General features: G+C 72.0%; 18 protein-coding genes, 1 other RNA gene and 1 pseudogene. 2 read left to right on the top strand and 18 right to left on the bottom strand.

The window, feature by feature from the left end; translation table 11 throughout:
• Positions 1–32: 32 nt before the first annotated feature.
• The 6 genes from HHL19_RS00210 to HHL19_RS00185 form a co-directional block, all read right to left on the bottom strand.
• A complete protein-coding gene (locus HHL19_RS00210; RefSeq protein ID WP_169084303.1) occupies positions 33–1,658 on the bottom strand; it encodes a beta-N-acetylhexosaminidase in 1,626 nt (541 codons plus the stop codon).
• Between the two features lie 4 nt (positions 1,659–1,662).
• Entirely contained in the window at positions 1,663–2,520 is an 858-nt protein-coding gene (locus tag HHL19_RS00205; protein ID WP_346768216.1) for a carbohydrate ABC transporter permease, read from the bottom strand.
• Positions 2,517–3,482: a sugar ABC transporter permease gene (locus tag HHL19_RS00200; protein ID WP_169084301.1), complete on the bottom strand. Its 966-nt coding sequence runs from the start codon at positions 3,480–3,482 to the stop codon at positions 2,517–2,519. The genes HHL19_RS00205 and HHL19_RS00200 overlap by 4 nt, the downstream gene beginning before the upstream one ends.
• Before the next feature lie 5 nt (positions 3,483–3,487).
• Positions 3,488–4,792: an extracellular solute-binding protein gene (locus HHL19_RS00195; RefSeq protein WP_169084299.1), complete on the bottom strand. Its 1,305-nt coding sequence runs from the start codon at positions 4,790–4,792 to the stop codon at positions 3,488–3,490.
• A 215-nt stretch (positions 4,793–5,007) separates the two neighbouring features.
• A complete protein-coding gene (locus HHL19_RS00190) occupies positions 5,008–5,304 on the bottom strand; it encodes a DUF3039 domain-containing protein (protein WP_043227505.1) in 297 nt (98 codons plus the stop codon).
• 30 nt (positions 5,305–5,334) lie between these two features.
• Entirely contained in the window at positions 5,335–5,895 is a 561-nt protein-coding gene (locus HHL19_RS00185) for a YqgE/AlgH family protein (protein ID WP_169084297.1), read from the bottom strand.
• Positions 5,896–6,183: 288 nt separating this feature from the next.
• On the opposite strand from HHL19_RS00185, the gene murA reads away from it, so the two are divergent.
• Positions 6,184–7,524, top strand: coding sequence for a UDP-N-acetylglucosamine 1-carboxyvinyltransferase (gene murA, locus HHL19_RS00180; RefSeq protein ID WP_169084295.1), 1,341 nt, complete (start codon positions 6,184–6,186; stop codon positions 7,522–7,524).
• Between the two features lie 86 nt (positions 7,525–7,610).
• Here the strand turns inward: murA and HHL19_RS00175 are convergent, their stop codons facing one another.
• The 7 genes and pseudogenes from HHL19_RS00175 to HHL19_RS00145 form a co-directional block, all read right to left on the bottom strand.
• Entirely contained in the window at positions 7,611–7,892 is a 282-nt protein-coding gene (locus HHL19_RS00175; protein WP_017237029.1) for an HU family DNA-binding protein, read from the bottom strand.
• A 314-nt stretch (positions 7,893–8,206) separates the two neighbouring features.
• Positions 8,207–9,622: an NAD-dependent malic enzyme gene (locus HHL19_RS00170; protein ID WP_169084293.1), complete on the bottom strand. Its 1,416-nt coding sequence runs from the start codon at positions 9,620–9,622 to the stop codon at positions 8,207–8,209.
• Between the two features lie 388 nt (positions 9,623–10,010).
• Positions 10,011–12,290, bottom strand: a complete 2,280-nt coding sequence (locus HHL19_RS00165; RefSeq protein WP_169084291.1) for a UvrD-helicase domain-containing protein — start codon at positions 12,288–12,290, stop codon at positions 10,011–10,013.
• A gap of 62 nt (positions 12,291–12,352) precedes the next feature.
• Positions 12,353–12,786: pseudogene (locus HHL19_RS00160) on the bottom strand (GNAT family protein).
• Between the two features lie 365 nt (positions 12,787–13,151).
• Entirely contained in the window at positions 13,152–14,270 is a 1,119-nt protein-coding gene (locus tag HHL19_RS00155) for a uroporphyrinogen-III synthase (RefSeq protein ID WP_169084289.1), read from the bottom strand.
• An 84-nt stretch (positions 14,271–14,354) separates the two neighbouring features.
• Positions 14,355–15,710 (bottom strand): nitrate/nitrite transporter, encoded by a 1,356-nt coding sequence (locus HHL19_RS00150; protein WP_169084287.1) that lies wholly within the window; start codon positions 15,708–15,710, stop codon positions 14,355–14,357.
• Positions 15,711–15,819: 109 nt separating this feature from the next.
• Entirely contained in the window at positions 15,820–16,803 is a 984-nt protein-coding gene (locus HHL19_RS00145; RefSeq protein WP_346768215.1) for a LysR family transcriptional regulator, read from the bottom strand.
• A gap of 84 nt (positions 16,804–16,887) precedes the next feature.
• Here HHL19_RS00145 and HHL19_RS00140 point away from each other — a divergent pair, with 84 nt between their 5' ends.
• The gene (locus HHL19_RS00140) at positions 16,888–18,132 is read left to right on the top strand and encodes an MFS transporter (protein ID WP_240981365.1); all 1,245 of its coding nucleotides are present in this window, start codon (positions 16,888–16,890) and stop codon (positions 18,130–18,132) included.
• Positions 18,133–18,308: 176 nt separating this feature from the next.
• On the opposite strand, the gene ssrA is transcribed toward HHL19_RS00140, so the two are convergent.
• From ssrA to ftsE, 5 genes are all read right to left on the bottom strand, one after another.
• Positions 18,309–18,677: a transfer-messenger RNA gene (gene ssrA / locus HHL19_RS00135) on the bottom strand.
• A gap of 80 nt (positions 18,678–18,757) precedes the next feature.
• Positions 18,758–19,294 (bottom strand): SsrA-binding protein SmpB, encoded by a 537-nt coding sequence (smpB, locus tag HHL19_RS00130; protein WP_206324451.1) that lies wholly within the window; start codon positions 19,292–19,294, stop codon positions 18,758–18,760.
• Between the two features lie 18 nt (positions 19,295–19,312).
• Positions 19,313–20,485 carry a S41 family peptidase gene (locus tag HHL19_RS00125; RefSeq protein ID WP_169084282.1) on the bottom strand — a complete coding sequence of 391 codons (1,173 nt, stop codon included), beginning with the start codon at positions 20,483–20,485 and terminating at the stop codon, positions 19,313–19,315.
• Between the two features lie 78 nt (positions 20,486–20,563).
• The gene (ftsX, locus tag HHL19_RS00120) at positions 20,564–21,481 is read right to left on the bottom strand and encodes a permease-like cell division protein FtsX (RefSeq protein ID WP_169084280.1); all 918 of its coding nucleotides are present in this window, start codon (positions 21,479–21,481) and stop codon (positions 20,564–20,566) included.
• Between the two features lie 21 nt (positions 21,482–21,502).
• Positions 21,503–22,192, bottom strand: a complete 690-nt coding sequence (gene ftsE / locus HHL19_RS00115; RefSeq protein WP_053648390.1) for a cell division ATP-binding protein FtsE — start codon at positions 22,190–22,192, stop codon at positions 21,503–21,505.
• Between the last annotated feature and the right edge of the window lie 206 nt (positions 22,193–22,398).

Genomic DNA, 22,398 nt, shown 5'->3' with positions numbered 1-22,398 from the left:
CGCTCCCGGGTGACCCCGGGAAGCGAGCTGGCTCACACGATCGGGGGCGGTCCGTCCTTCGGGCGGCCGAGGAGACCGGGGCGGCGCTGCCAGGGCGCGGGTCCGGTGGGCGGGCGGTAGGCGACGCCGAGGGCGTCGAGGCGCCGGTAGTGGGTCTCCATGCGGCGCAGGAATCCGGCCGTGTCGCGCGCGTCGGGGGCGGGCAGCGTCGACCAGGCGACCTCGGCGAAGGCGGCGAGGCGGGGGAAGACCTGGTAGTCGACGCGGTCGCGGTTCTCCATGACCTCGGTCCACACGTTGGCCTGGGTGCCGAGGACGTGCCGGGCGGCCTCCTCGGAGAGGCCGGGCGGGACGGGCTCGAAGCGGTACACGTCCTCCAGGGTGCGGACGAAGCCGATCGGCACGGGCTCGTCCGGGCCGCCGTCCTGCCGGTGGTCGAGGTAGACGTGCTGCTCGGGGCACATGACGACGTCGTGCCCGGCCTCGGCGGCGGCGATCCCGCCGCCGTACCCGCGCCAGGAGGAGACCGCCGCGCCCTCGGCGAGGCCGCCCTCCAGGATCTCGTCCCAGCCGATGAGGCGGCGGCCCCGGTCGGCGAGCCAGCGGTCGAAATGGCGGATGAACCAGGACTGGAGCCCGTCCTCGTCGCCCACCCCGAGCTCCACGATCCGGGCCTGCGCGGCCGGGGACTCCTTCCACTGGTCCTTGGGGCACTCGTCGCCGCCGACGTGCACGAAGGTGGCCGGGAACAGCTCCAGGACCTCCTCGAAGACGCCCTCGTAGAAGCGGAGCACCTCCTCGGTGGGGGCGAGGACGTTCGGGTTCACGCCCCAGGTGTCCCAGACGGTGAGGGCGGCGGTGTCGACGGCGTCGGTGTTGCCGAGCCAGGGGTACGCGGCGATGGCGGCCTGCGAGTGGCCGGGGAGGTCGATCTCCGGGACGACGGTGATGTGCCGCTCGGCGGCGTACGCGACGATCTCGCGGATGTCGTCCTGCGTGTAGAAGCCGCCGTGCGGGGTGTCGTCCCAGAGCGGCGAGGCGCGGTGGCCGCGCTTGGAGCGGGCCCGCCGGGCGCCGACCTCGGTGAGGCGCGGGTGGCGCCGGATCTCGATGCGCCAGCCCTGGTCGTCGGTGAGGTGGAAGTGGAAGACGTTCAGCTTGTGCGCGGCCATCAGGTCGAGCAGCCGCAGGACGTCCTCCTTGGCGGTGAAGTGCCGGGACACGTCGAGGAGGAGGCCGCGCCAGCCGAAGCGCGGGCGGTCGGCGACGTCCGTGTGCGGCAGGCTCCAGGTCCGGCCGGGCAGCGGCGCCCGCCGGTACGCGTCGGGGCCGAGGAGCTGGCGCAGGGTCTGGGCGCCCCAGAAGAGCCCGGCGGGCCCGCCGCCGTCGAGGCGGACGCCGTCGCCGGTGACGGAGAGCCGGTAGCCCTCGGAGCCGTACTCCTCCTCCGTCTCGGGCGGGATCCGCAGCCGGATGGCACCGGCCCCCGTGCCGTCGGGGAGCGGCAGGCCGGTGGCCGCGCCGAGGACGGCGCGGAGCCATCGGGCGGCGGGCCCGGCGCCGGGTCCGGCGTCGAGGGCGGTGGCGGCGTCGAGCGGGAGCAGGCCCTCCCCGTGGACGGCCGCCAGGGGGGCGGGGATCAGATCCGTGTCTGCCATCGCGTCAGTCCTTCACCGCCCCGCCCAGTCCGGAGACCAGGCGGCGCTGTACGAGTACGAAGAAGACGAGCACCGGGACGGTCATCACGGTCGATCCGGCCATGATTCCTCCCCAGTCGTTCTCGTCGGGCTTGAAGAAGACGAGCAGCGCCATCGGGAGGGTGGACTGCGAGGTGTCGCTGATGAGGAACGACTTGGCGAAGAGGAAGTCGTTCCAGGTCGAGATGAACGAGAAGACGCTGGTCGCCACGAGCCCCGGCAGGACCAGCGGGAAGAGGATCGTCCACAGGAAGCGGGCGTGGCTCGCGCCGTCGATCCTGGCCTGTTCCTCCAGCGCCTCCGGCACCGCCCGGACGAAGCCGCGCAGCATCCAGATCGCGAAGGGCAGCGAGAAGGCGAGGTGCGGCAGGACGAGCGAGCCGAGGGTGTTGAGGAGTCCGGCGTCCCGCATGAGGAAGAAGAGCGGGATGGTCAGCGCCTCGACCGGCACCATCTGCGCGGCCAGGAACATGACGAGGATCGTGGTGCGGAACCGGAAGCGGAAGCGGGTGACGGCGGTCGCCGCGAGGAAGGCGACCGCGGCGGAGGCGAGGACGACGGCGGTCGCCACGAGGAGGCTGTTGAGGAAGTAGCGGCCGAAGTCCTGCTGCTCGAAGACCCTCCGGAAGGAGTCGAGGGACGGGGAGAGGGTCCAGGGCCGGGCGTCGGTCGACTGGATCTCGCCGGCCGGCTTGAGCGCCGAGAGCACCATCCAGTACAGCGGGAAGGCGACGACGACGGCGGCCAGGAGGGCCGTGGCCTCGGCGAGCAGCCGCCCGGGACGGCGTACGCCGGGTATCCGGAAGGCACGGAAACCGGTCACAGGTCCTCCCCCTGCCGCCGCAGGATCCGCAGGTACACCAGGGTGACCGCGAGCAGGATCAGCAGCATGACGACGCCGATGGCCGCGCCCAGGCTGTACTGGGAGGAGGCGAAGGCCTGCTGGTAGGCGTAGACGTTGAGGACGAGGTTCTGGCCGGCGATGCCGCCTCCGCCCGTCATGACGTAGATCTGGGTGAAGACCTTGAAGTCCCAGATGACGGACTGGATGGTGACGACGGCGAGGATCGGGCGGAGCAGGGGCGCGGTCACGGTGCGCCAGATCCGCCACGGGGAGGCGCCGTCGAGGGCGGCGGCCTCCAGGATCTCGGTGGGGACGGCCCGGATCCCGGCGTAGACGGTGACCATCACGAAGGGGAACGAGCACCAGACGACTTCGAGGAGGACGAGCGCGAAGGCGCTGTACCGCCCGTAGGTCCAGGAGAAGTCGCCGAGGCCGAGAAGCTTGTTGACGGGGCCGAAGTCGGCGTCGAAGAGGAAGACCCAGACGGTGGAGCCGGTGACGGCGGGGGTGGCCCAGGCGCCGAGCGCGGCGAGCATCAGGGCGAGCCGGGGAAGCGCCCGGACGCGGGTGAGGAGGACGGCGAGGGCGCAGCCGACGGCGAGGGTGCCGGCGACGCAGGCGGCGGCGAAGACGACGGTGGCGAGGAGGACCTGACGGAACTGGGGGTCGTAGAGCAGCGACTTGTAGTTGCCGAGGCCCTGGAAGGAGGTGGGTTCGCCGCCGCTGACCTGGGCCTGGGTGTACTCCAGGAAGGAGATGAGGCCCAGTTGGTAGACGGGGTAGAGGAGGAGTGCGCCGAGGACGGCGAGGGCGGGCAGGAGGTAGAGCCAGGGGGTCCAGGCGGAGGTGCCGGTGCGGGCGGTGCCGGTGCGGGTCTTGCCGGTCCCGCCGGTCTTGCCGGTACGGCTCCGGGGCCGGCGTTCGGTGAGGGTGGCCGTCATCGGGGTCAGCCCGCCTCGGCGAAGGCCGCGTCCATCTTCTTCGCCGCGTCGCGGGCGGCGGTCTTCACGTTCTTCCGGCCGCTGGCGATCTCCTGGAGCATCGTGGGGACGACGAGCGAGGAGTCGATGCGGCCCCAGGCAGCGGTGGCGGGCACGAACCTGGTGCCGGCGGCGAGGGTGTCGATGAAGGGCTTCACGAAGGGCTTGCGCCGGGCGGCGGCGGCGCGGACGTCGGTGAAGGTGGGCAGGAAGCCCATGGCGTCGAAGAGGGCGGCCTGGCTCTCCTTGCCGGCGAGTTCCTTGGTGAGTGCGACGGCGAGGGTGCGGTGGGAGGTGGACCTGAGGACGCCGATGTTGTTGCCGCCGGCGAAGGCGGGGGCGACGGAGCCGGGGGTGGTGCCGGGCAGCGGGACGACGGCGTACCTGCCCTTGACCCGTCCGGCCTCGACGGCGGCGTGGCTGAAGTCGCCGGCGATGGCCATGCCGGCCTTGCCGGCGGCGAAGGCGGTGACGGTGGCGTTGCCGCCCATCTGGGCGCAGGTGGCGGCGGGGCAGTTGTCGTCGCCGAGGAGCGAGGTGTAGGCGGTGAGGCCCGCGACGGCGGCGTCGGAGCCGAGGGCCGCCTTGTAGGTGCCGGAGCCGTCCTCGGTGGCCAGGTCGCCGCCGGCGGCCCAGATGAAGGGGAGGGCGCCGTAGGTGTAGGCGCCGCCGACGGCGATGCCGTACAGCTCGGGCCTGGCCTTGCGGATCTTCCGGGCGGTGGCGGCGAGTTCGTCCTGGGTCTTGGGGGCGGCGAGGCCGAGCTCCCGGAAGACGTCGGTGCGGTAGTAGAGGGCGCGGACGCCGACGAAGAGCGGGGCTCCGTAGACCCTGCCGCCGACGGTGACGGACTTCCGGGCGGTGGGGTCGGTGTCCTCGGCCTGGTCCCAGGCGGTGAACTCGGCGGTGATGTCGGCGAGTCCGCCGTCCTTCACGTAGCCGGCGGTGTCGGTGTTGCCGTACTCGATGACGTCGGGGGCGGACTTCGGGTCGTTGAAGGCCGCCTTGACGCGCTGGGCGCGGGTCTCGACGGGGATGTACTCGACCTCGACGTCGGCGCCGGGGTGCTTCTTCTCGAAGGCGGCGACGGCCGCGTCGACCACCTTCTCCTTGGGCTGGTTGGCGACTTCCCGGAAGAGCCAGACGCGCAGGGTGCCGGTCTTCTCGTCCCCGCCGGCGGCGGGGGCGGAGGTCTGGGGCGCGCAGGCGGCCAGGACGAGGGCGGCGAGCGGCAGGGCGACGGGGGCGGTGATCCGGGCAGGAAGCTTCATGGCGGTTCCCCTCCGAGCGTGCGTTGCAACATACGCAACGAGCGTTTCGTGCTGCACAACAACAGCGGTGAGGTTAGGCGCGCCCGGCGATCACGACAAGAGGTCTCGACCACTTCAGCCCCCGCACAGGGACCCGGAAACGCGGAACGGCCCCCGTCGTGCGCACCGCTGGTGCGCACGACGGGGGCCGTCCCCGACGATCCCGGAGGAGGGGGTTACTTCCCCTTGCCGCCGTCCTTGCCGCCCTTGTCCTTGTCCCCGCCCGAGCCCATGGACTCGTAGATCTCCTTGCACATCGGGCAGACCGGGTACTTCTTCGGGTCGCGCCCGGGTACCCAGACCTTCCCGCAGAGTGCGACGACGGGAGTGCCGTCGAGGGCACTCGCCATGATCTTGTCCTTCTGGACGTAGTGGGCGTAGCGCTCGTGGTCGCCGTCACCGTGGGACACCTGCGGCGTCGGCTCGACGAGGGTTCCCGTACCTGCCCCGCGCTCGGGCTCGAGAGTGCTCATGGGACCCAAGGGTACTGAACCCCGCGGCCCTCAGTTGAGCGACGGGTCGTCGGGGTAGGTGGCGACCATGGCGAGGTCGCCGCGCTGGCGGCGCAGGACCTGGCGCCAGAGGGTCTCGGGGGTGGGCGAGGAGACGTCGCCGGGCTCGGACTCGACGACGTACCAGGCGCCCTCGGTGAGTTCGATCTCCAGCTGGCCGGGGCCCCAGCCGGCGTACCCGGCGAAGATGCGGAGCGCGCCGAGGGCGGGGCCGAGGAGTTCGGGCGGGGCCTCCAGGTCGACGAGGCCGATCGCGCCGAAGACCCGGCGCCAGCCGAGCGGGCCCTCGTCGCCGGGGATGACGGCGAGGCCGAGGGCGGCGTCGAGGGAGACGGGGCCGCCCTGGAAGACGACGCCGGGCTCGCCGGCGAGCCCCGCCCAGGGTGCGAGGACGTCGCCGACGGTGACGGGGGTGGGGTGGTTGAGGACGACGCCGAGCGAGCCCTCGTCGTCGTGGTCGAGCAGCAGCACCACCGCGCGGTCGAAGTTCGGGTCCGCGAGGGCGGGCGTGGCCACGAGCAGCCGTCCTGTGAGCGAGGACACCTCGGTCATGCGACACATGATCCCGCATCTTCGGCGCGTGCGGGGGTTCTCGGGCGGAATCCCGGGAAAGCGGGGAAGGCGGGGGCGAGCCTCGCAGGTCGGAAGGGGCGGGACAGGACCGCCCGGACCGCCCGCCCGGAACAACCGGACGGTGACACTCCGCAAGATCGCGGAAACGGAGGGTGTTGTGCCGAATTCATTACCTCTGACAGGCACCCCGACCGGCCCGATCGGGGTCCAATGGCCCCTTACCCTTTTCTCTGGCCACCCGACCGACGACTCCGGAACGCGAGATTCATGACCGGCACAGACGATGTCCTGCTTGTCCACGGCGGAACCCCGCTGGAGGGCGAGATCCGCGTTCGCGGCGCGAAGAACCTCGTGCCCAAGGCGATGGTCGCCGCCCTGCTCGGCAGCGGCCCCAGCAGACTGCGCAACGTGCCGGACATCCGCGACGTCCGCGTCGTCCGCGGCCTGCTCCAGCTGCACGGCGTGACGGTCCGCCCGGGCGAGGAGCCCGGCGAGCTGGTGCTCGACCCGACGCACGTCGAGTCCGCCAACGTCGCCGACATCGACGCCCACGCCGGCTCGTCGCGCATTCCGATCCTCTTCTGCGGCCCGCTGCTGCACCGCCTCGGCCACGCCTTCATCCCCGGCCTCGGCGGCTGCGACATCGGCGGCCGGCCCATCGACTTCCACTTCGACGTGCTCCGCCAGTTCGGCGCGACCATCGAGAAGCGCGACGACGGCCAGTACCTGGAGGCCCCGCAGCGCCTTCGCGGCTGCAAGATCCGCCTCCCGTACCCCTCGGTCGGCTCGACCGAGCAGGTGCTGCTCACCGCCGTCCTCGCCGAGGGCGTCACCGAGCTCTCGAACGCGGCCGTGGAGCCGGAGATCGAGGACCTCATCTGCGTCCTGCAGAAGATGGGCGCCATCATCTCGATGGACACCGACCGGACCATCCGGATCACCGGTGTCGACAAGCTCGACGGCTACACCCACCGGGCGCTCCCGGACCGCCTGGAGGCGGCCTCCTGGGCGTCCGCGGCGCTCGCCACCGAAGGCAACATCTACGTGCGCGGCGCCCAGCAGCGCTCGATGATGACCTTCCTCAACACCTACCGGAAGGTCGGCGGCGCCTTCGAGATCGACGACGAGGGCATCCGCTTCTGGCACCCGGGCGGCTCGCTGAACGCGATCCACCTGGAGACCGACGTCCACCCCGGCTTCCAGACCGACTGGCAGCAGCCGCTGGTCGTCGCCCTGACGCAGGCCGCCGGCCTCTCCATCGTCCACGAGACGGTGTACGAGTCCCGGCTCGGCTTCACCTCGGCGCTGAACCAGATGGGTGCCCACATCCAGCTGTACCGCGAGTGCCTCGGCGGCTCCGACTGCCGCTTCGGCCAGCGCAACTTCCTCCACTCGGCGGTCGTCAGCGGCCCGACGAAGCTCCAGGGCGCCGACCTGGTCATCCCCGACCTGCGCGGCGGCTTCTCGTACCTGATCGCGGCGCTCGCCGCCCAGGGCACCAGCCGGGTCCACGGCATCGAGCTGATCAACCGCGGCTACGAGAACTTCATGGAGAAGCTCGTGGAGCTCGGCGCCAAGGTCGAGCTGCCGGGCGGCGCGCTCGTCTGAGCCCTCCAGGGGGTCTGGGAAGGGCATACGGAAGGGCGGCCACCCCGGAAGGGGGTGGCCGCCCTTTTCGTGCGCCTACAGGCCGCTTACTTGCCCTTGGCGGCTTCCTTGAGCTTCGAGCCCGCGGAGACCTTCACGCTGTAGCCGGCCGGGATGTTGATCGGGTCGCCGGTCTGCGGGTTACGAGCGGTGCGAGCGGCACGGTGGGTGCGCTCGAAGGTCAGGAAGCCGGGGATGGTGACCTTCTCGTCGCCCTTGGCGACGACCTCACCGACGGTCTCGGCGAGGGCGGCCAGCACGGCGTCGGCGTCCTTGCGGGTCACCTCGGCGCGGTCGGCCAGCGCGGCCACCAGCTCACTGCGGTTCATGTTGTTACTCCCGTGTTCTTCTTGCCTGTGAGGCGTGAGATCGAAGCCGATGCTGCCAGGGGCCTCGGACAGTCCCCGCACTCGGGTCTGCCTCTCGTGGATCCCTCGCGCCCTGGGGGTTCCCCCCTGGACGAAGTCCTCGGGGGAGCATCCTGCCCCCACCAGCGGCGGGAACGCCAATCCGGCACCCTCTGGGGTCACACGAAAAGCGCCCGAGGCCCCTGGTGGTGACGTAGCGTCGACTCCCCGCAAACGGTGCGGAGCCGAAAAGCCACCCTAAAGGCGGGTTTACGGCTCCGCGAATCGCGACACGCTCAGGCGCCCGCGGCCGCCGCCTTGGCGGCGTTCCTGACGGCCCCCGCGACGGCGCCCGCGACCTTGTCGTTGAAGACCGACGGGATGATGTAGTTCGGGTTCAGCTCGTCCTCGGTGACGACGTCCGCGAGGGCGCTGGCGGCGGCCAGCATCATCTCGGTGTTGACCGTGCGGGACTGCGCGTCGAGCAGGCCGCGGAAGACGCCGGGGAAGACCAGCACGTTGTTGATCTGGTTCGGGAAGTCCGAGCGGCCGGTGGCGACGACGGCGGCGGTCTGCCGGGCGGCGGCCGGGTCGACCTCCGGGTCGGGGTTCGCGAGCGCGAAGACGATGGAGTCCTCGGCCATCGCGGCCACGTCCTCGGCGCCCAGCAGGTTCGGGGCCGAGACGCCAATGAAGACGTCGGCGCCGACGACGGCCTGCTTGAGGGTGCCGGTGACGCCCTCCGGGTTGGTGTTGTCGGCGATCCAGCGCAGCGGGGAGTCCGCCGGGGCCGCCACCAGGTCCTCGCGGCCCGCGTGGACGACGCCGTGGATGTCGGCGACGACCGCGTGCTTGACGCCCGCGGCGATCAGCAGCTTGAGGATGGCCGTGCCGGCCGCGCCGGCGCCCGACATGACGACCTTGACGTCGCCGATGCCCTTGCCGACGACCCGGAGGGCGTTGGTGAGGGCGGCGAGGACGACGATGGCGGTGCCGTGCTGGTCGTCGTGGAAGACGGGGATGTCGAGGGCCTCGCGGAGCCGGGCCTCGATCTCGAAGCAGCGCGGCGCGGAGATGTCCTCCAGGTTGATGCCCGCGAAGCCGGGGGCGATCGCCTTGACGATGGAGACGATCTCGTCGGTGTCCTGGGTGTCCAGGCAGATCGGCCAGGCGTCGATGTCGGCGAAGCGCTTGAAGAGGGCCGCCTTGCCCTCCATGACCGGCATGGCGGCCATCGGGCCGATGTTGCCGAGGCCCAGCACGGCGGAGCCGTCGGTGACGACCGCGACGGTGTTGCGCTTGATGGTGAGGCGGCGGGCGTCCTCGGGGTTCTCGGCGATCGCCATGCACACGCGGGCGACGCCCGGGGTGTAGATCATGGACAGGTCGTCACGGTTGCGGATGGGGTGCTTGGACGCCATCTCGATCTTGCCGCCGAGGTGCATCAGGAACGTACGGTCGGAGACCTTGCCGAGGACGACGCCCTCGATGTCCCGCAGCCGCTCGACGATCTCGTCGGCGTGCGCGGTGGAGGTCGCGGCGATGGTGACGTCGATCCGGAGCTTCTCGTGGCCCGAGGCGGTGACGTCGAGGCCGGTGACGGACCCTCCGTGGGACTCGACCGCCGCCGTGAGCTGCGAGACCGCGGTGCCGCTCGCGGGCACCTCCAGCCGGACCGTCATCGAGTACGAGACGCTGGGCGCCGTTGCCATGGCCGGATTCCTCTGCTTTCCCTAGCTTCGTTGCTACCCCGCCCCGGCTGGTTGCCCTGGCGGCGCCCTCCGATCGTCGCACCTACCCGCGGGTAGCAGGTAATGCGGTCATTTTGTTTTCGGAAAGTAGTTTCCACCATACGAGAGTCTCACGGACAACAGAAGAGGCCCCGGTCATCGGAAGACGACCGGGGCCTCAACTTCGTATGTACGTCTAAGTGACACCGACCCGCCATGCTCGCCTCGCGGCAAGTGGTCCCTCTGAGGGACGAAGGTTGGGCCCGGGGGCTTGGATCGAGCCGGTGTCACGACCAGGCTAACAAACCCTCCCCGAAGGTGATTCCCCCGGCGCGCGTTGACCGGAAATCATCCCCGGAGGGCCCTGGCCTCAGTCCCGCAGCAGGTCCGGGACCCCGGCCTCGTCCGGCAGGTCCCGCTCGCCCGAGAGCACCGTCAGCGCCTGCGTCGAACGGGTGAGGGCGACGTACAGGACGCGCAGGCCGGCCGGGGACTCGTCGGCGATCTCGGCCGGGGAGACGACGAGCGTGGCGTCGTACTCCAGGCCCTTCGCCTCCAGCGAGCCGAGCGCGACCACCCGGTCGCCCAGGCCGTCGAGCCAGCGGGCGGCCTCCGCACGCCGGTCCATGGCGACGACCACGCCGACCGTGCCCTCGACCCCGGCGAGCAGCCGCTCCGCCTCGGACCGTACGGCTCCGGCCAGGTCACCGCCCTTGCCGACGGCGACGAACCGGGGCTCGACACCCGTCGAACGGACCGCCCTCGGCGACTCCTTGCCCGGCATCGCGAGGGCGAGGACCTTCGCGGCCAGCTCGGCGATCTCCGCCGGGTTGCGGTAGTTCACCGTCAGCTCGAAGCGGCGGCGCGGCCGGGAGCCCAGCGCCTCGTCGCGGGCGGCGGCCGCCTCGTCCGGGTCGGACCAGGAGGACTGGGCCGGATCGCCGACGATCGTCCAGGTGGCGTGCCGGCCGCGGCGGCCGACCATCCGCCACTGCATGGGCGTCAGGTCCTGCGCCTCGTCGACGATGACGTGGGCGTACTCGGTGCGCTCGGCGGCCAGCCGCTCGGCCCGCTCCCGCTGGGTCTCCTCGCGCACCGGCATCAGCTCCTCCAGGCCGGTGAGCTGGTCCAGCGGGTCGTACTCCCGCTTCCGCTTCGGCCGGGCGGGGGCGCCGAGCAGGGTGTGCAGCTCGTCGAGGAGGGCGACGTCGTGGACGGAGAGGCCCGGGCGGCGCAGCGAGCGGGCGACCCGGCGGACCTCGCCCGGGTTGAGCACCCGGCGGGCCCAGCGGCCGAGCCGCTTCTCGTCGGCCATCGCGTCGAGGACCTGGCGGGGGGCCAGCTCGGGCCACCAGGCGTCGAGGAAGCCGAGGAAGGAGTCCTCGGTGGAGACGTCCTCGTCGAAGGAGGAGCGCAGCTCGGCGGCGAGCTCGGGGTCGCTGTGCCGGCCGGCCGCGCCCGAGCGGGCGTACAGGGCGTCGAGGAGGAGCCGGCGGGCGCGGGGCCGCAGCAGGTTGACGGGGGCGGTGCCGGAGAGCACGTTCTGCCGGATCCGCCGCAGCTCGTTCTCCTCCAGCTCCAGGCGCCGCCCGAAGGCGACGACGCGCAGCAGCTTCGGCGAGTCGGGCCGGTCCAGGGCGCCGCGGGAGGCCTTGCGGAGCACGGCGAGCATCCGCGACGAGCCCTTGACGCGGGAGACGGCGGGCTCGTCGTACGCGTCGGCCTCGGCCCCGTCGACCAGATTCCCCAGCGCCCGGATGGCGACCTGCCCCTCCTCGCCGAGCGAGGGCAGCACGCCCTCGGTGTACGAGACGAGCAGCGGCGTCGGGGAGACGATGAGGATGCCGCCGGCGTACCGCCTGCGGTCCTGGTAGAGCAGGTACGCGGCCCGGTGCAGCGCGACGGCGGTCTTGCCCGTACCCGGCCCGCCCTCGACGTACGTGACGGAGGCGGCGGGCGCGCGGATGACGAGGTCCTGCTCGGCCTGGATGGAGGAGACGATGTCCCGCATGGTGTGCGAACGGGCCTGCCCGAGGGCGGCCATCAGCGCGCCGTCGCCGATGACGGGCAGCGCGGCCCCGCCCAGACTCGCCTTCAGCTCCGGCCGCATCAGATCGTCCTCGACGCCGAGCACCCTCCGCCCCTTCGAGCGGATGACGCGGCGGCGGACGACCCGGCCCGGCTCCACGGGCGTGGACCGGTAGAAGGGCGCGGCGGCGGGGGCGCGCCAGTCGATGACGAGCGGGGAGTAGTCGGCGTCGAGGACGCCGATGCGGCCGATGTGCAGGGTCTCGCCGATGTCGGCGGTGTTGTCGGCCCGGATGGCGTCGTCGGCGGGCTCGACGGACGTGTAGGCGCCGTCGGGCCCCTTCACCCCGTCCTTCCCCTCCAGCAGGTCGATCCGCCCGAACAGGAAGTCCTCGAACTCGTTGTTGAGCCGGTTCAGGTGGACCCCGGCGCGGAAGACCTGGGCGTCGCGCTCGGCGAGGGCGCCGGGCGTGCCGACGTGCCCCTTCTGCGCGGCGTCGTTCATCAGGAACTCCGCCTCGTGGATCTTCTCCTCCAAGCGGCGGTAGACCTGGTCCAGATGTTCCTGCTCGACGCCGATCTCACGGTCTCTGACCGTGTCGACGGCTTCCTGCGCGGCCACTAAGGCCCCCTTCTGACGTGCACTGGGCAGCCGTCAAAGGTACGCCACCGGTGGCCGCCGTGTCAGGCGCGGGGCGGGGGCTGATCGTGCAGAATCCGCTGGAAGAGGAAGTGGTCGCGCCACGCGCCGGCGATGTGCAGGTACCGGGGGGCGTATCCGATCCGCTCGAACCCGGCCTTGGCGAGGACCCGCTGGGAGGCGTGGTTGTCCGGCAGCGTGCTCGCCTCGATCCGGTGCAGCCCGAGCTCGTCGCGCGAAGCGCGCAGCACCTCGTCGACGAGGCGGGAGGCGATGCCGCGGCCCGTACGCTCCCCGTCCACCCAGTACCCGAGCGGGCGCTCCGGAAGGGCCCCAGCGCGATCCCCGAAAGGATCGCGGCCCCGACGATCCGCTCCCCCTCCACCGCGAACCACCGCCGTCCGCCGTCGGCCAGCCGCTCGGCCTGCCCCTCGGTGGTGTAGTACCGCTCCGCCCGGTACGGCTCGGTGGCCCTCATGTGCCCCCGATTCCGCCGGAGCGCCTCCGCCAGCGCCCCCGCGTCCCCCTCCGACGCCCCCCGAACCCCCACCGATCCATCCACCCGAGCAACCTACCCCGCCGCCGTTTCGTTGTGGGCATACGTTCCGCTAGGGCGGAACGGGTGGGCACAACGGAACGGCACCCTTTGCGGGTGCCTCCGCACATGCGCCTGAACCCGCACCGGTACGGACCCGTACATCGTGGTGCGGGTTCAGGCACCGGAGCCTGGGCGCGGCAGGGGCGCGCCGTGCCGTGTGCCCACCCGTCCCGCCCTGCGGGACGCCTGCCCACACGGGGGTGCGGCGAGGGCGCCATCCGCACCAGTACCAGGCGCGGCCCTCGTCACGGCGTCGGGTCGACCGAGAGGCGGTAGCCGCGTTTGACGACGGTCTGGATGAGCTTGGGGGTGCCGAGGGAGGCACGGAGCCGCGCCATCGCCGTCTCGACGGCATGCTCGTCCCGCCCGGCCCCGGGCAACGCCCGCAGGAGGTCCGCCCGCGAGACGACCCACCCCGGCCGCCGGGCAAGCAGCCCGAGGAGGGCCATGCCGGCCGGCGGCACGGGCCGGAGCGCCCCGTCGACGAGCACCGCGTGCCCCCGGATCTCGACGCGGTGCCCGGCGACCGGCAGCACCCGCGCCCGCCCGGGCAGCTCCGTGCAGAGGAGCTGCACGAGCGGCCCGAGCCGGAACCGTTCGGGCTGGTGCGTGGGGATGCCCTCGGCCTGCAGCGGCAGCGCCGTCACGGGCCCCACGCACATCGCCGGCACCTCGTGCCGCAGCGCCTCCACGAGCCGCTCCCGCACCCCCCGCTCCGCGGCCCGCGCGAAGAGCGAGGCGGCGGCCGGCGCGCTGGTGAAGGCGACCGCGTCGACGGAGCCGGCGAGGACCGCGTCGAGGAGCCGGTCGAGCGGCCCGAGGTCCTCCGGCGGCATCCAGCGGTAGACGGGCACGCCCACGACCGTCGCCCCGGCCTCGGTGAGCGCCTCGACGAAGCCGGGGAGGGGCTCACCGTGGAGCTGGACGGCGATCCGCCGCCCGTCGACGCCTTCGGCGAGGAGCCGGTCGAGGACCTCGGCCATGGACTCGGACGAGGGCGACCAGGACTCGGTGAGCCCGGCGGCCCGCACCGCGCCCTTGACCTTGGGCCCGCGGGCGAGGAGTTCGACGCCGCGCAGTGCGTCGAGGAGCTCGGAGCCGTATCCCCATCCCTCCGCCGCCTCGACCCAGCCGCGGAAGCCGATCGCGGTGGTGGCGACGACGACGTCCGGTGTGTCGCCGATGATGTCCTTGGTGGCGGCGAGGAGTTCGGTGTCGTCGGCGAGGGGGACGATCCGCAGGGCGGGGCCGTGCACGACGGCCGCGCCGCGCCGGCGCAGCAGGGCGATGAGCTCGTCCGCGCGCCGGGCGGCGGTGACGCCGACCGTGAAGCCGGCCAGGGGTCCGTGTTCGTGCTGGTCCATGGGGATCGAGGGTGGCGCGGACGCGTGACAGTCGGGGTTCACGCGTATTTCCTGGCCGTTACGGTACGCGCCCCGCACCTCCGCTCACACCTTCGCGTATCCGGGCCGGGTCTCCGGCTCCTCGGCGGACTCGGCGGTGTCGGGGACGACGGGCGGCCGCCGAAGGTATACCGCCCAGGTGACGGCCATGCAGGCGGCGTAGAAGGCGAGGAAGGCGACGAAGGCGGCGGTGCCGCTGCCGACGGTCTGGAAGGACTGCCGGAAGGCGAGGTTGATGCCGAGGCCGCCGAGGCCGCCGATCGCGCCGATGACGCCCATGGCGGCGCCGGAGAGCCGCCGCCCGTAGGACTGGGCGGCCTCGCCGGACAGGCCCTTGCGGTGGCCCTGGGCGAGGAAGATCGCCGGGATCATCTTGTAGGTGGAGCCGTTGCCGAGGCCGGTGAGGACGAAGAGGGCGATGAAGCCGACGAGGAAGACGGCGAGGGACTCGGTCACGGAGGCGTAGATCACCACGCCGGTGGCGGCGGCCATGGCGGCGAAGGTGCCGAGGGTGATCCGGGCGCCGCCGTGCTTGTCGGCGAGGGAGCCGCCGAGGGGGCGGATGAGGGAGCCGAGCAGCGGGCCGATGAAGGTGAGCGAGGCGGCCTGGAGCGGGGTGCGGCCGAACTGGGTCTGGAGGACGAGTCCGAAGGCGAAGCTGTAGCCGATGAAGGAGCCGAAGGTGCCGACGTAGAGGAAGGACATGATCCAGGTGTGGCGGGCCTGTACGGCTTCCCGGAAGGCCCCGGAGTCGTTCCGCACCGGCGCGAGGTTGTCCATGAAGAGCGCGGCGCAGACGGCGGAGACCAGGATCAGCGGCAGGTAGACACCGAGGACGATCCTCGGGTGCATGGCTCCGGCGGTGCCGATGACGAGGAGGCCGACGAGCTGGACGACGGGGACGCCGACGTTGCCGCCGCCCGCGTTGAGGCCGAGCGCCCAGCCCTTCTTACGGAGGGGGAAGAAGGCGTTGATGTTGGTCATCGAGGAGGCGAAGTTGCCGCCGCCGACCCCGCTGAGGACGGCGACCAGCAGGAAGGTGGTGTACGAGGTGCCGGGCTCCATCACCACGTAGGCGAGGGCCGTCGGCACCAGGAGCAGCAGGGCGCTGAAGACGGTCCAGTTGCGGCCGCCGAAGCGGGCGACGACGAAGGTGTACGGGATCCGGATGAGCGAGCCGACGAGGGTGGCGGCCGCGATCAGGAAGAACTTCCCGGCGGGGTCGACGCCGTACTCGGGTCCCATGAAGAGGACCATCACCGACCACAGGCTCCAGATGGAGAAGCCGATGTGCTCGGAGAGGACGGAGAAGGCGAGGTTCCGCTTCGCGATCCGCTCACCCTTCTCCCGCCAGAAGGTCTCGTCCTCCGGCTCCCAGACGTCGATCCAGCGTCCGCCCATCGCGCACCTCCAGGATGTGGGATCCGGTTCCGGATCCTCCTGGGAACGAACGCTAGAAGTACCGCGTTTCAGTCCGGTGCCGTGAGGTGACGCCGACGGAACCGTGCTCTCACCCGCCCGCCCCGGTACCTGTGAGCGGCAGCCCCGGTTCTCCCTCCGGGAGCCAGGAGCCGGCCGGGCGGTCGTGCCAGCCCTCGTGCCGCGCCAGTTCGGCGACGGCCTCGTGGAGGGCGTCGAGGGCGGGGTGGCGCAGGCCCTTGCGCCAGACGAGGCTGACGGGCGAGAGCGGGACGGGGTCGACGAGGGGGCGCAGGACGCAGCCGGGCAGGGGCGGGAAGCCGACGACGGCGAGGACCGGGTGGCGGTGCTTGGCCATGATCCGCTGGAACTCCTCCTTGCCGACGGCGAGCGGCGCGGGCGGCGCGAGGTGGATGCCGCGGCCGGCGAAGAGCCGGGTGGCGAGGTCGGTCCACTCGGGGGTGCGGTCGTTCCCGGCGCCGGCGTAGAGGCGTTCGCCGGCGAGCCGGGCGAGCGGCACCTCGGGGAGGGCGGCGAGCGGGTGGTCGTCGGGCAGCAGCACGGCCATCGGCTCGTACCGCACGAACCGCGCGTCGAGCCGGGCCCGGAGGCCGGGCGCGAGCCCGCCGTACCGGCCGAAGGAGGCGTCGAGCCGCCCGGCGAGGATCTCCCGCACAGCGCCGGTGAGCCCGGACTCGAAGCGGGCCATCAGCTCCTGTTCGGGGGCGAGTTCGCGGGCCCGGCGCAGGATGCGGTCCTGGACGAGGCCGGGCGAGTTCAGGTCGACGAGGAGGGGCCGGGCGCCGGGCCTGAAGGCGTCGCGGAGCGCGTCGTGGGCGTCGAGGACGCGGCGGGCGTACGGCAGGAGCCGCTCGCCGTCCGGGGTGAGCGCGACCTGCCGGGTGGTCCGTACGAACAGCTGGGCGCCCACCTCCCGCTCCAGGCGCCGGACGTCCCGGCTGAGCGCCTGCTGGGCGACGAAGAGCCGGCCGGCGGCGCGGGTGAAGTGGAGCTCCTCGGCGACGGCCGTGAAGGCGCGCAGCAACCGGGGTTCGATGTCGTACGGTGTGGCCACCCGCCGCATTCAACAACACGGGTGCGTGAATCGCGACCCGATGGGTGTTGGACGGTGCGGGCGGCCGGGCCGGAGCCTGGGTCCATGCCCTCTCAGCTCCTCGTCCCCACCCCGGCGGGCCCGGGCCTCGCCCCCCGCTACCGCGAGCGCCCCGCCACACCGCCCCGCAACCCGTACCTGCGGCTCTTCGCCCTGCCCGGCACGCGCGCGTTCACCGCGGGGAACCTGATCGCCCGGCTGCCCGCGGGGATGTTCGGGATCAGCGCGGTGCTCATGATCTCGGCGGCGTACGGCTCCTACGCGCTGGCCGGCGCGGTCAGCGCGACCGGTCTGGCGGCGGGCGCGCTGACCGCGCCCTGGATCGCCCGGCTGGTCGACCGGCACGGACAGGCGCGGGTCGCCGTCCCCGCCACGCTCCTCGCCGTCCTGGGCCAGCTGGCGCTGCTGCTGTGCGTCCGGGGGCACGCGCCCGCGTGGGCGCTGTTCTGCGCGATCGCGCTGACCGCGACCACCCCGAACACCGGCGGCATGTCCCGGGCCCGCTGGGCGCACCTGCTGCGCGGCGACGCGGCCGCGCTGCACACCGCGAACTCCTTCGAGCAGGCCGCCGACGAGCTGTGCTTCATGCTGGGCCCGGTGCTGGCGGCGGTGGCCTGCTCGGCGCTCTTCCCGGAGGCGGGCACGCTGGTGGCGGCCGTCCTCCTCCTGACGGGCGTGCTGCTCTTCGCCGCCCAGCGCTCGACCGAGCCGCCGGTCGCCCCGCGCACGACGGCGGGTTCACCGCTGCGGGCGCCCGGGATGGTGCCCCTGCTCGCGGTCTTCCTCGCGACCGGCGCGGTCTTCGGCTCGATGGAGGTGACGGCCCTGGCGTTCGTGGACGGCCCGGCCGCCGGCCCGGTGCTCGCCCTCCAGGCGGCGGGTTCCTGCGCAGCCGGCCTGCTCTACGGCCGGGCCCGCCGCACCGCCTCCCTCCGGCTCTGCCTGGCGGCGATGACCCTGCTGATGGCGGCCCCGCTGCTCATGGCGCGGACGGGTTCCCTGCTCGCCCTGGCGGCCGGCCTCCTGCTCGCGGGCATGGCGACGGCCCCGACGATGGTCACGGGCATGGCCGTGGTCCAGAAGCTCACCCCGCCCTCCCAGCTCAACGAGGGCATGACGCTGGCCGTGACCGCCCTCCTGGCCGGCGTCGCCACCGGCTCCGCCACCGCCGGCTGGACCGCCGACCACACCCCGGACCCGACCCTCGGCTTCTTCCTGCCGGTGACGGCGGCGGCGCTGGCCCTGGGACTGTGCGCGGCGACCGGGGTCGGCCGCCGCGCACGGGGGTGATCCGGTACGGGTTCAGCTCTGCCGTGCCGAGCCCCCGGGTGGAGGGCTTCTCGGCGGCCCAGACCATGTAGCCGAGCAGCCCGGGGGTGGTGCCTTCGGCCACTACTGACAGGCGCGGCAATGACAGAGGCCCGGCGGTCGCTCGCGCGACCACCGGGCCTCTGCCCACATGGGATGAGTGGAGATGGCGGGAATCGAACCCGCGTCCAACGGTGCGGAACCAGGGCTTCTCCGTGTGCAGTCTGGTGCGATTTTCTCAGCCCTCCGGATCACCCAGACAAGTCCGGAACGGGCTCAGTCACTGTTTGATTTCCCTCTTCACCCCGTGACCGGGATCAAGGTTTAGTTCCCTTCATGATGCCAGGATCCGGGTCGGGAACAGCCCCGGGCTGACACTTCGCAAGTCGCTACTTAGGCAGCGAGGGCGAAGGAATCGCGCTTGGTGTTGGCGATTATTGGTTTCGGCGCGTGGTTTACGAGATCATTGCCGCTTCCTCGACACGCTTCCCCTGCTTCGACATCCGCTGTCGAAACCGATCATCCCCATGTTGTGTTTTCAATGCGTGCACCCTCTGTGGGGTGCGTGGCCCATGGTACGTGACCGGCGGGCCCGGTTGCCAGCGTATTAACGCCCCTGGGCGCGCTGGCGCCGCTTCGCCGCCGCGATGGCGCGGGCGGTCTCGCGGGTGTCCTGCTTCTCCCGCAGCGTCTGCCGCTTGTCGTACTCCTTCTTGCCCTTGGCGAGCGCGATCTCGCACTTCACCCGGCCGCCCAGGAAGTACAGCGCGAGCGGCACGATCGTGTGCCCGGTCTCCGACGCCTTCTGCTCCAGCTTGTCGATCTCCGCCCGGTGCAGCAGCAGCTTCCGCTTCCGCTTCGCCGAGTGGTTGGTCCAGCTGCCCTGCATGTACTCCGGGACGTGGATGTTGTACAGCCACGCCTCGTGGCCCTCGATCTGGACGAAGCCGTCCACCAGCGAGGCCCGCCCCATCCGGAGCGACTTCACCTCCGTACCCATGAGCGCCACGCCCGCCTCGTACGTGTCGAGGATGAGGTAGTCGTGGCGCGCCTTCTTGTTCTGCGCGATGAGCTTGCGCTCCGGCGCCTTGTCGGCTGCCTTCTTCGCAGGCTTGCCCTGCACGTTGACGAGTCCCTTGGCCATAGTGCGGTCATTTTCGCACTACGAGCCCCCTCCGAGGCCACTCAATACCGTGCGGGCCCGCTCCTCCGCCCCCTCCGCGGCCGGCAGGTCGGGGGCGATGCCGCGCCCGTCGACCTCGTGCCCGGCGGGGGTGCGGTAGTGGCCCACGGTCAGCTCGGCGACCGAACCGTCCGGGAGGGTGCTCGGCATCTGCACCGAGCCCTTGCCGAAGGTCCGGGAGCCGACGGTGACCGCCCTCCCCCGGTCCTGGAGCGCGCCGGTGAGGAGTTCGGCCGCGCTCATGGTGCCGCCGTCGACCAGCGCGACCAGCGGCCGGCCGGTGTCGCCGCCCCGCTCCGCGTACACGGCCCGCTGCTCGCCCTCGACGTCGTACGTGGCGACCAGGCCGCCGTCGAGGAAGGCGGAGGCGGCGGAGGCGGCCTCGTCGACCAGGCCGCCGGAGTTGCCGCGCAGGTCGAGCAGGACGCCCGCGCCGGCCGGGGCCGTCCTGACGGCCTCCCGCACCCGGGCGCCGACGCCCTTGGTGAAGGCGGCGACCCGGATGACGACGGTCCGGGGGTCGGGGCGGGTGACGGTGACGGGCTCGGTCACGAGCCGCTCCCGGCGCAGCGTCTGGGTCCAGGTCATGCCGCCCCGGCTGATCCTCAGGGCCACCGTGGAGCCGGGCACGCCGTCGCCGCGCAGCAGGGAGACGACCTCGGAGGCGGACCGGCCGTCGGTGACCTGCCCGCCGACCGCGAGCAGCCGGTCCCCGACGCGTACCCCGGCCCGCTCGGCGGGACCGCCGGACCGCACCCGGGTGACCTCGACGCCGCCCTCCGGGGACGTACGGCCGGCGGAGAGGCCGACGCCGGTGTAGGCGCCGTCGAGGGACCGCTCGAACTCGGCGTACTCCCGCCGGTCGTAGACCGCGCCCCAGCGGTCGCCGCTGCGGCTGACGAACTCCTCGGCGGCCTGCTTGCCCGACTTGCCGTCGGCGACGGCCTCGGCGGCGAAGCGGTGGAGGGCGGCCCGGTCGAAGGCGGCCCGGTCCCCGGAGCCGGTACGGGGCTCCCGCCCGGCGTCGTCCCCCCGGGGCAGCGCGCCGGTCGCGGCGCCGGTCGCGAGGACCCCGGCGAAGACGAGCGTGAGAACGGCCCCGCGGACGACACCGCGGGGCCGGAGACAGAGGAGTGCGCGGCCGGCCGGCATGGCGCCCACTCTAGGACAGGGCGGCGGCGCCCCAAGGGCTTTGGCCCGAGGACGCCGTCCGCCGTCAGTGGTCTCTTCTCACACCTTCAGGTACTTGCGCAGCGCGATGAACGCGGCCACGGACGGCATCAGCAGTCCGATGACGATCACCAGCGGCAGCTGGGCGAGGACCACGTCCCAGCCGATGAAGTTCACCAGCGGCATCTGCTCGGCGAGGTTCAGACCGTGGTCGACGAGGAGGTAGCGGCCGGCCACGAGCAGCACACAGGCGAAGGCGCCGCCGATGAGGCCGGAGAAGGCGGCCTCCATGATGAACGGCATCTGGATGTAGAAGCTGGAGGCGCCGACGAGCCGCATGATGCCGGTCTCGCGGCGGCGGCTGAAGGCCGAGACGCGGACCGTGTTGATGATCAGCATCAGCGCGATCACCAGCATCAGGAGCATGAGCGCGACGGCCGCGTAGTTGACGCTGCGCATCATGTTGAAGAGCGTCTCCAGGATGTTCCGCTGGTCCTGGACCGACTCGATGCCGTCGCGCCCCTCGAAGGCGGTGGCGACCACCTTGTACTTCTCCGGGTCCTTCAGCTTCACCCGGAACGACTCCGGCATCTGGTCCGGGGTGATGACGGAGGCGATGGCGGTGTCGCCGTACTGCTCCTGGTAACGGCTGAAGGCCTCCTCGGCCGACTCGTAGTAGACGTTCTCGACGATGCTCAACTTCTTCAGATCGGCCTCGATCTGCTTCTTCTGCTCCGCCGTGACCGCGCCCTTGGCGCACTTGTCCCCGTTGGTCGCGTCGGCCTTGGTGCAGAGGTAGATCGAGACGTTGACCTTGTCGTACCAGTAGTCCTTCATCGTGTTGACCTGCTCGCGCATGAGCAGGGCACCGCCGAAGAGGGCCAGCGACAGGGCCACGGAGACGATGACCGCGAAGGTCATCGTCAGGTTGCGCCGGAGGCCGACGCCGATCTCGGAGAGCACGAACTGGGCGCGCATGGTGTTCTGGTTCCCCCGCCGTCAGTGCTGGTAGCCGTAGACGCCGCGCGCCTGGTCGCGGACGAGACGGCCCTTCTCCAGCTCGATGACGCGCTTGCGCATCTGGTCGACGATGTTCTGGTCGTGGGTCGCCATGACGACGGTGGTCCCTGTCCTGTTGATGCGGTCGAGCAGCTTCATGATGCCGACGGAGGTCTGCGGGTCGAGGTTGCCGGTCGGCTCGTCGGCGATCAGCAGCATCGGGCGGTTGACGAACGCGCGGGCGATCGCGACGCGCTGCTGCTCACCACCGGACAGCTCGCCCGGCATGCGGTCCTCCTTGCCGCCGAGGCCGACCAGGTCGAGCACCTGCGGCACGGCCTTGCGGATCTCTCCGCGCGGCTTGCCGATGACCTCCTGGGCGAAGGCCACGTTCTGCGCGACCGTCTTGTTGGGCAGCAGTCGGAAGTCCTGGAAGACGGTGCCGAGCTGGCGCCGCATGTGCGGCACCTTCCAGTTGGAGAGCCGGGCCAGGTCCTTGCCGAGGACGTGCACCTGCCCTTGGCTGGCGCGCTCCTCGCGCAGGAGCAGCCGGAGGAAAGTCGACTTTCCGGAGCCGGAGGAACCGACGAGGAAGACGAACTCCCCCTTCTCGATCTCCAGGGAGACATCCCGGAGCGCGGGGCGGTTCTGCTTCGGATAGGACTTGGAGACGTTGTCGAATCGGATCACGAATGCACCACGGTCGGCCGGGAGTAGGTGTGCGTGACCTTACGCGAACCAGGAAGCACCGCGCAGTCGCGGTCCTGGCTTGTGTGGTTTATCCTTTTTGGCCCTCGATGGCGGGGCGGGGGCGTTTGCGGCCGGGGCGCGCCGGAACCCCGTGGAGCTGGCAGAGTGGTAAGGGGAACGTCCGGATGGTGCCGGGCGTTGTCCTG

The organism is Streptomyces sp. R302 (genome assembly GCF_012927245.1).
Classification (GTDB): Bacteria; Actinomycetota; Actinomycetes; order Streptomycetales; family Streptomycetaceae; genus Streptomyces.
This window is presented reverse-complemented; position numbering and strand designations above follow the sequence as displayed.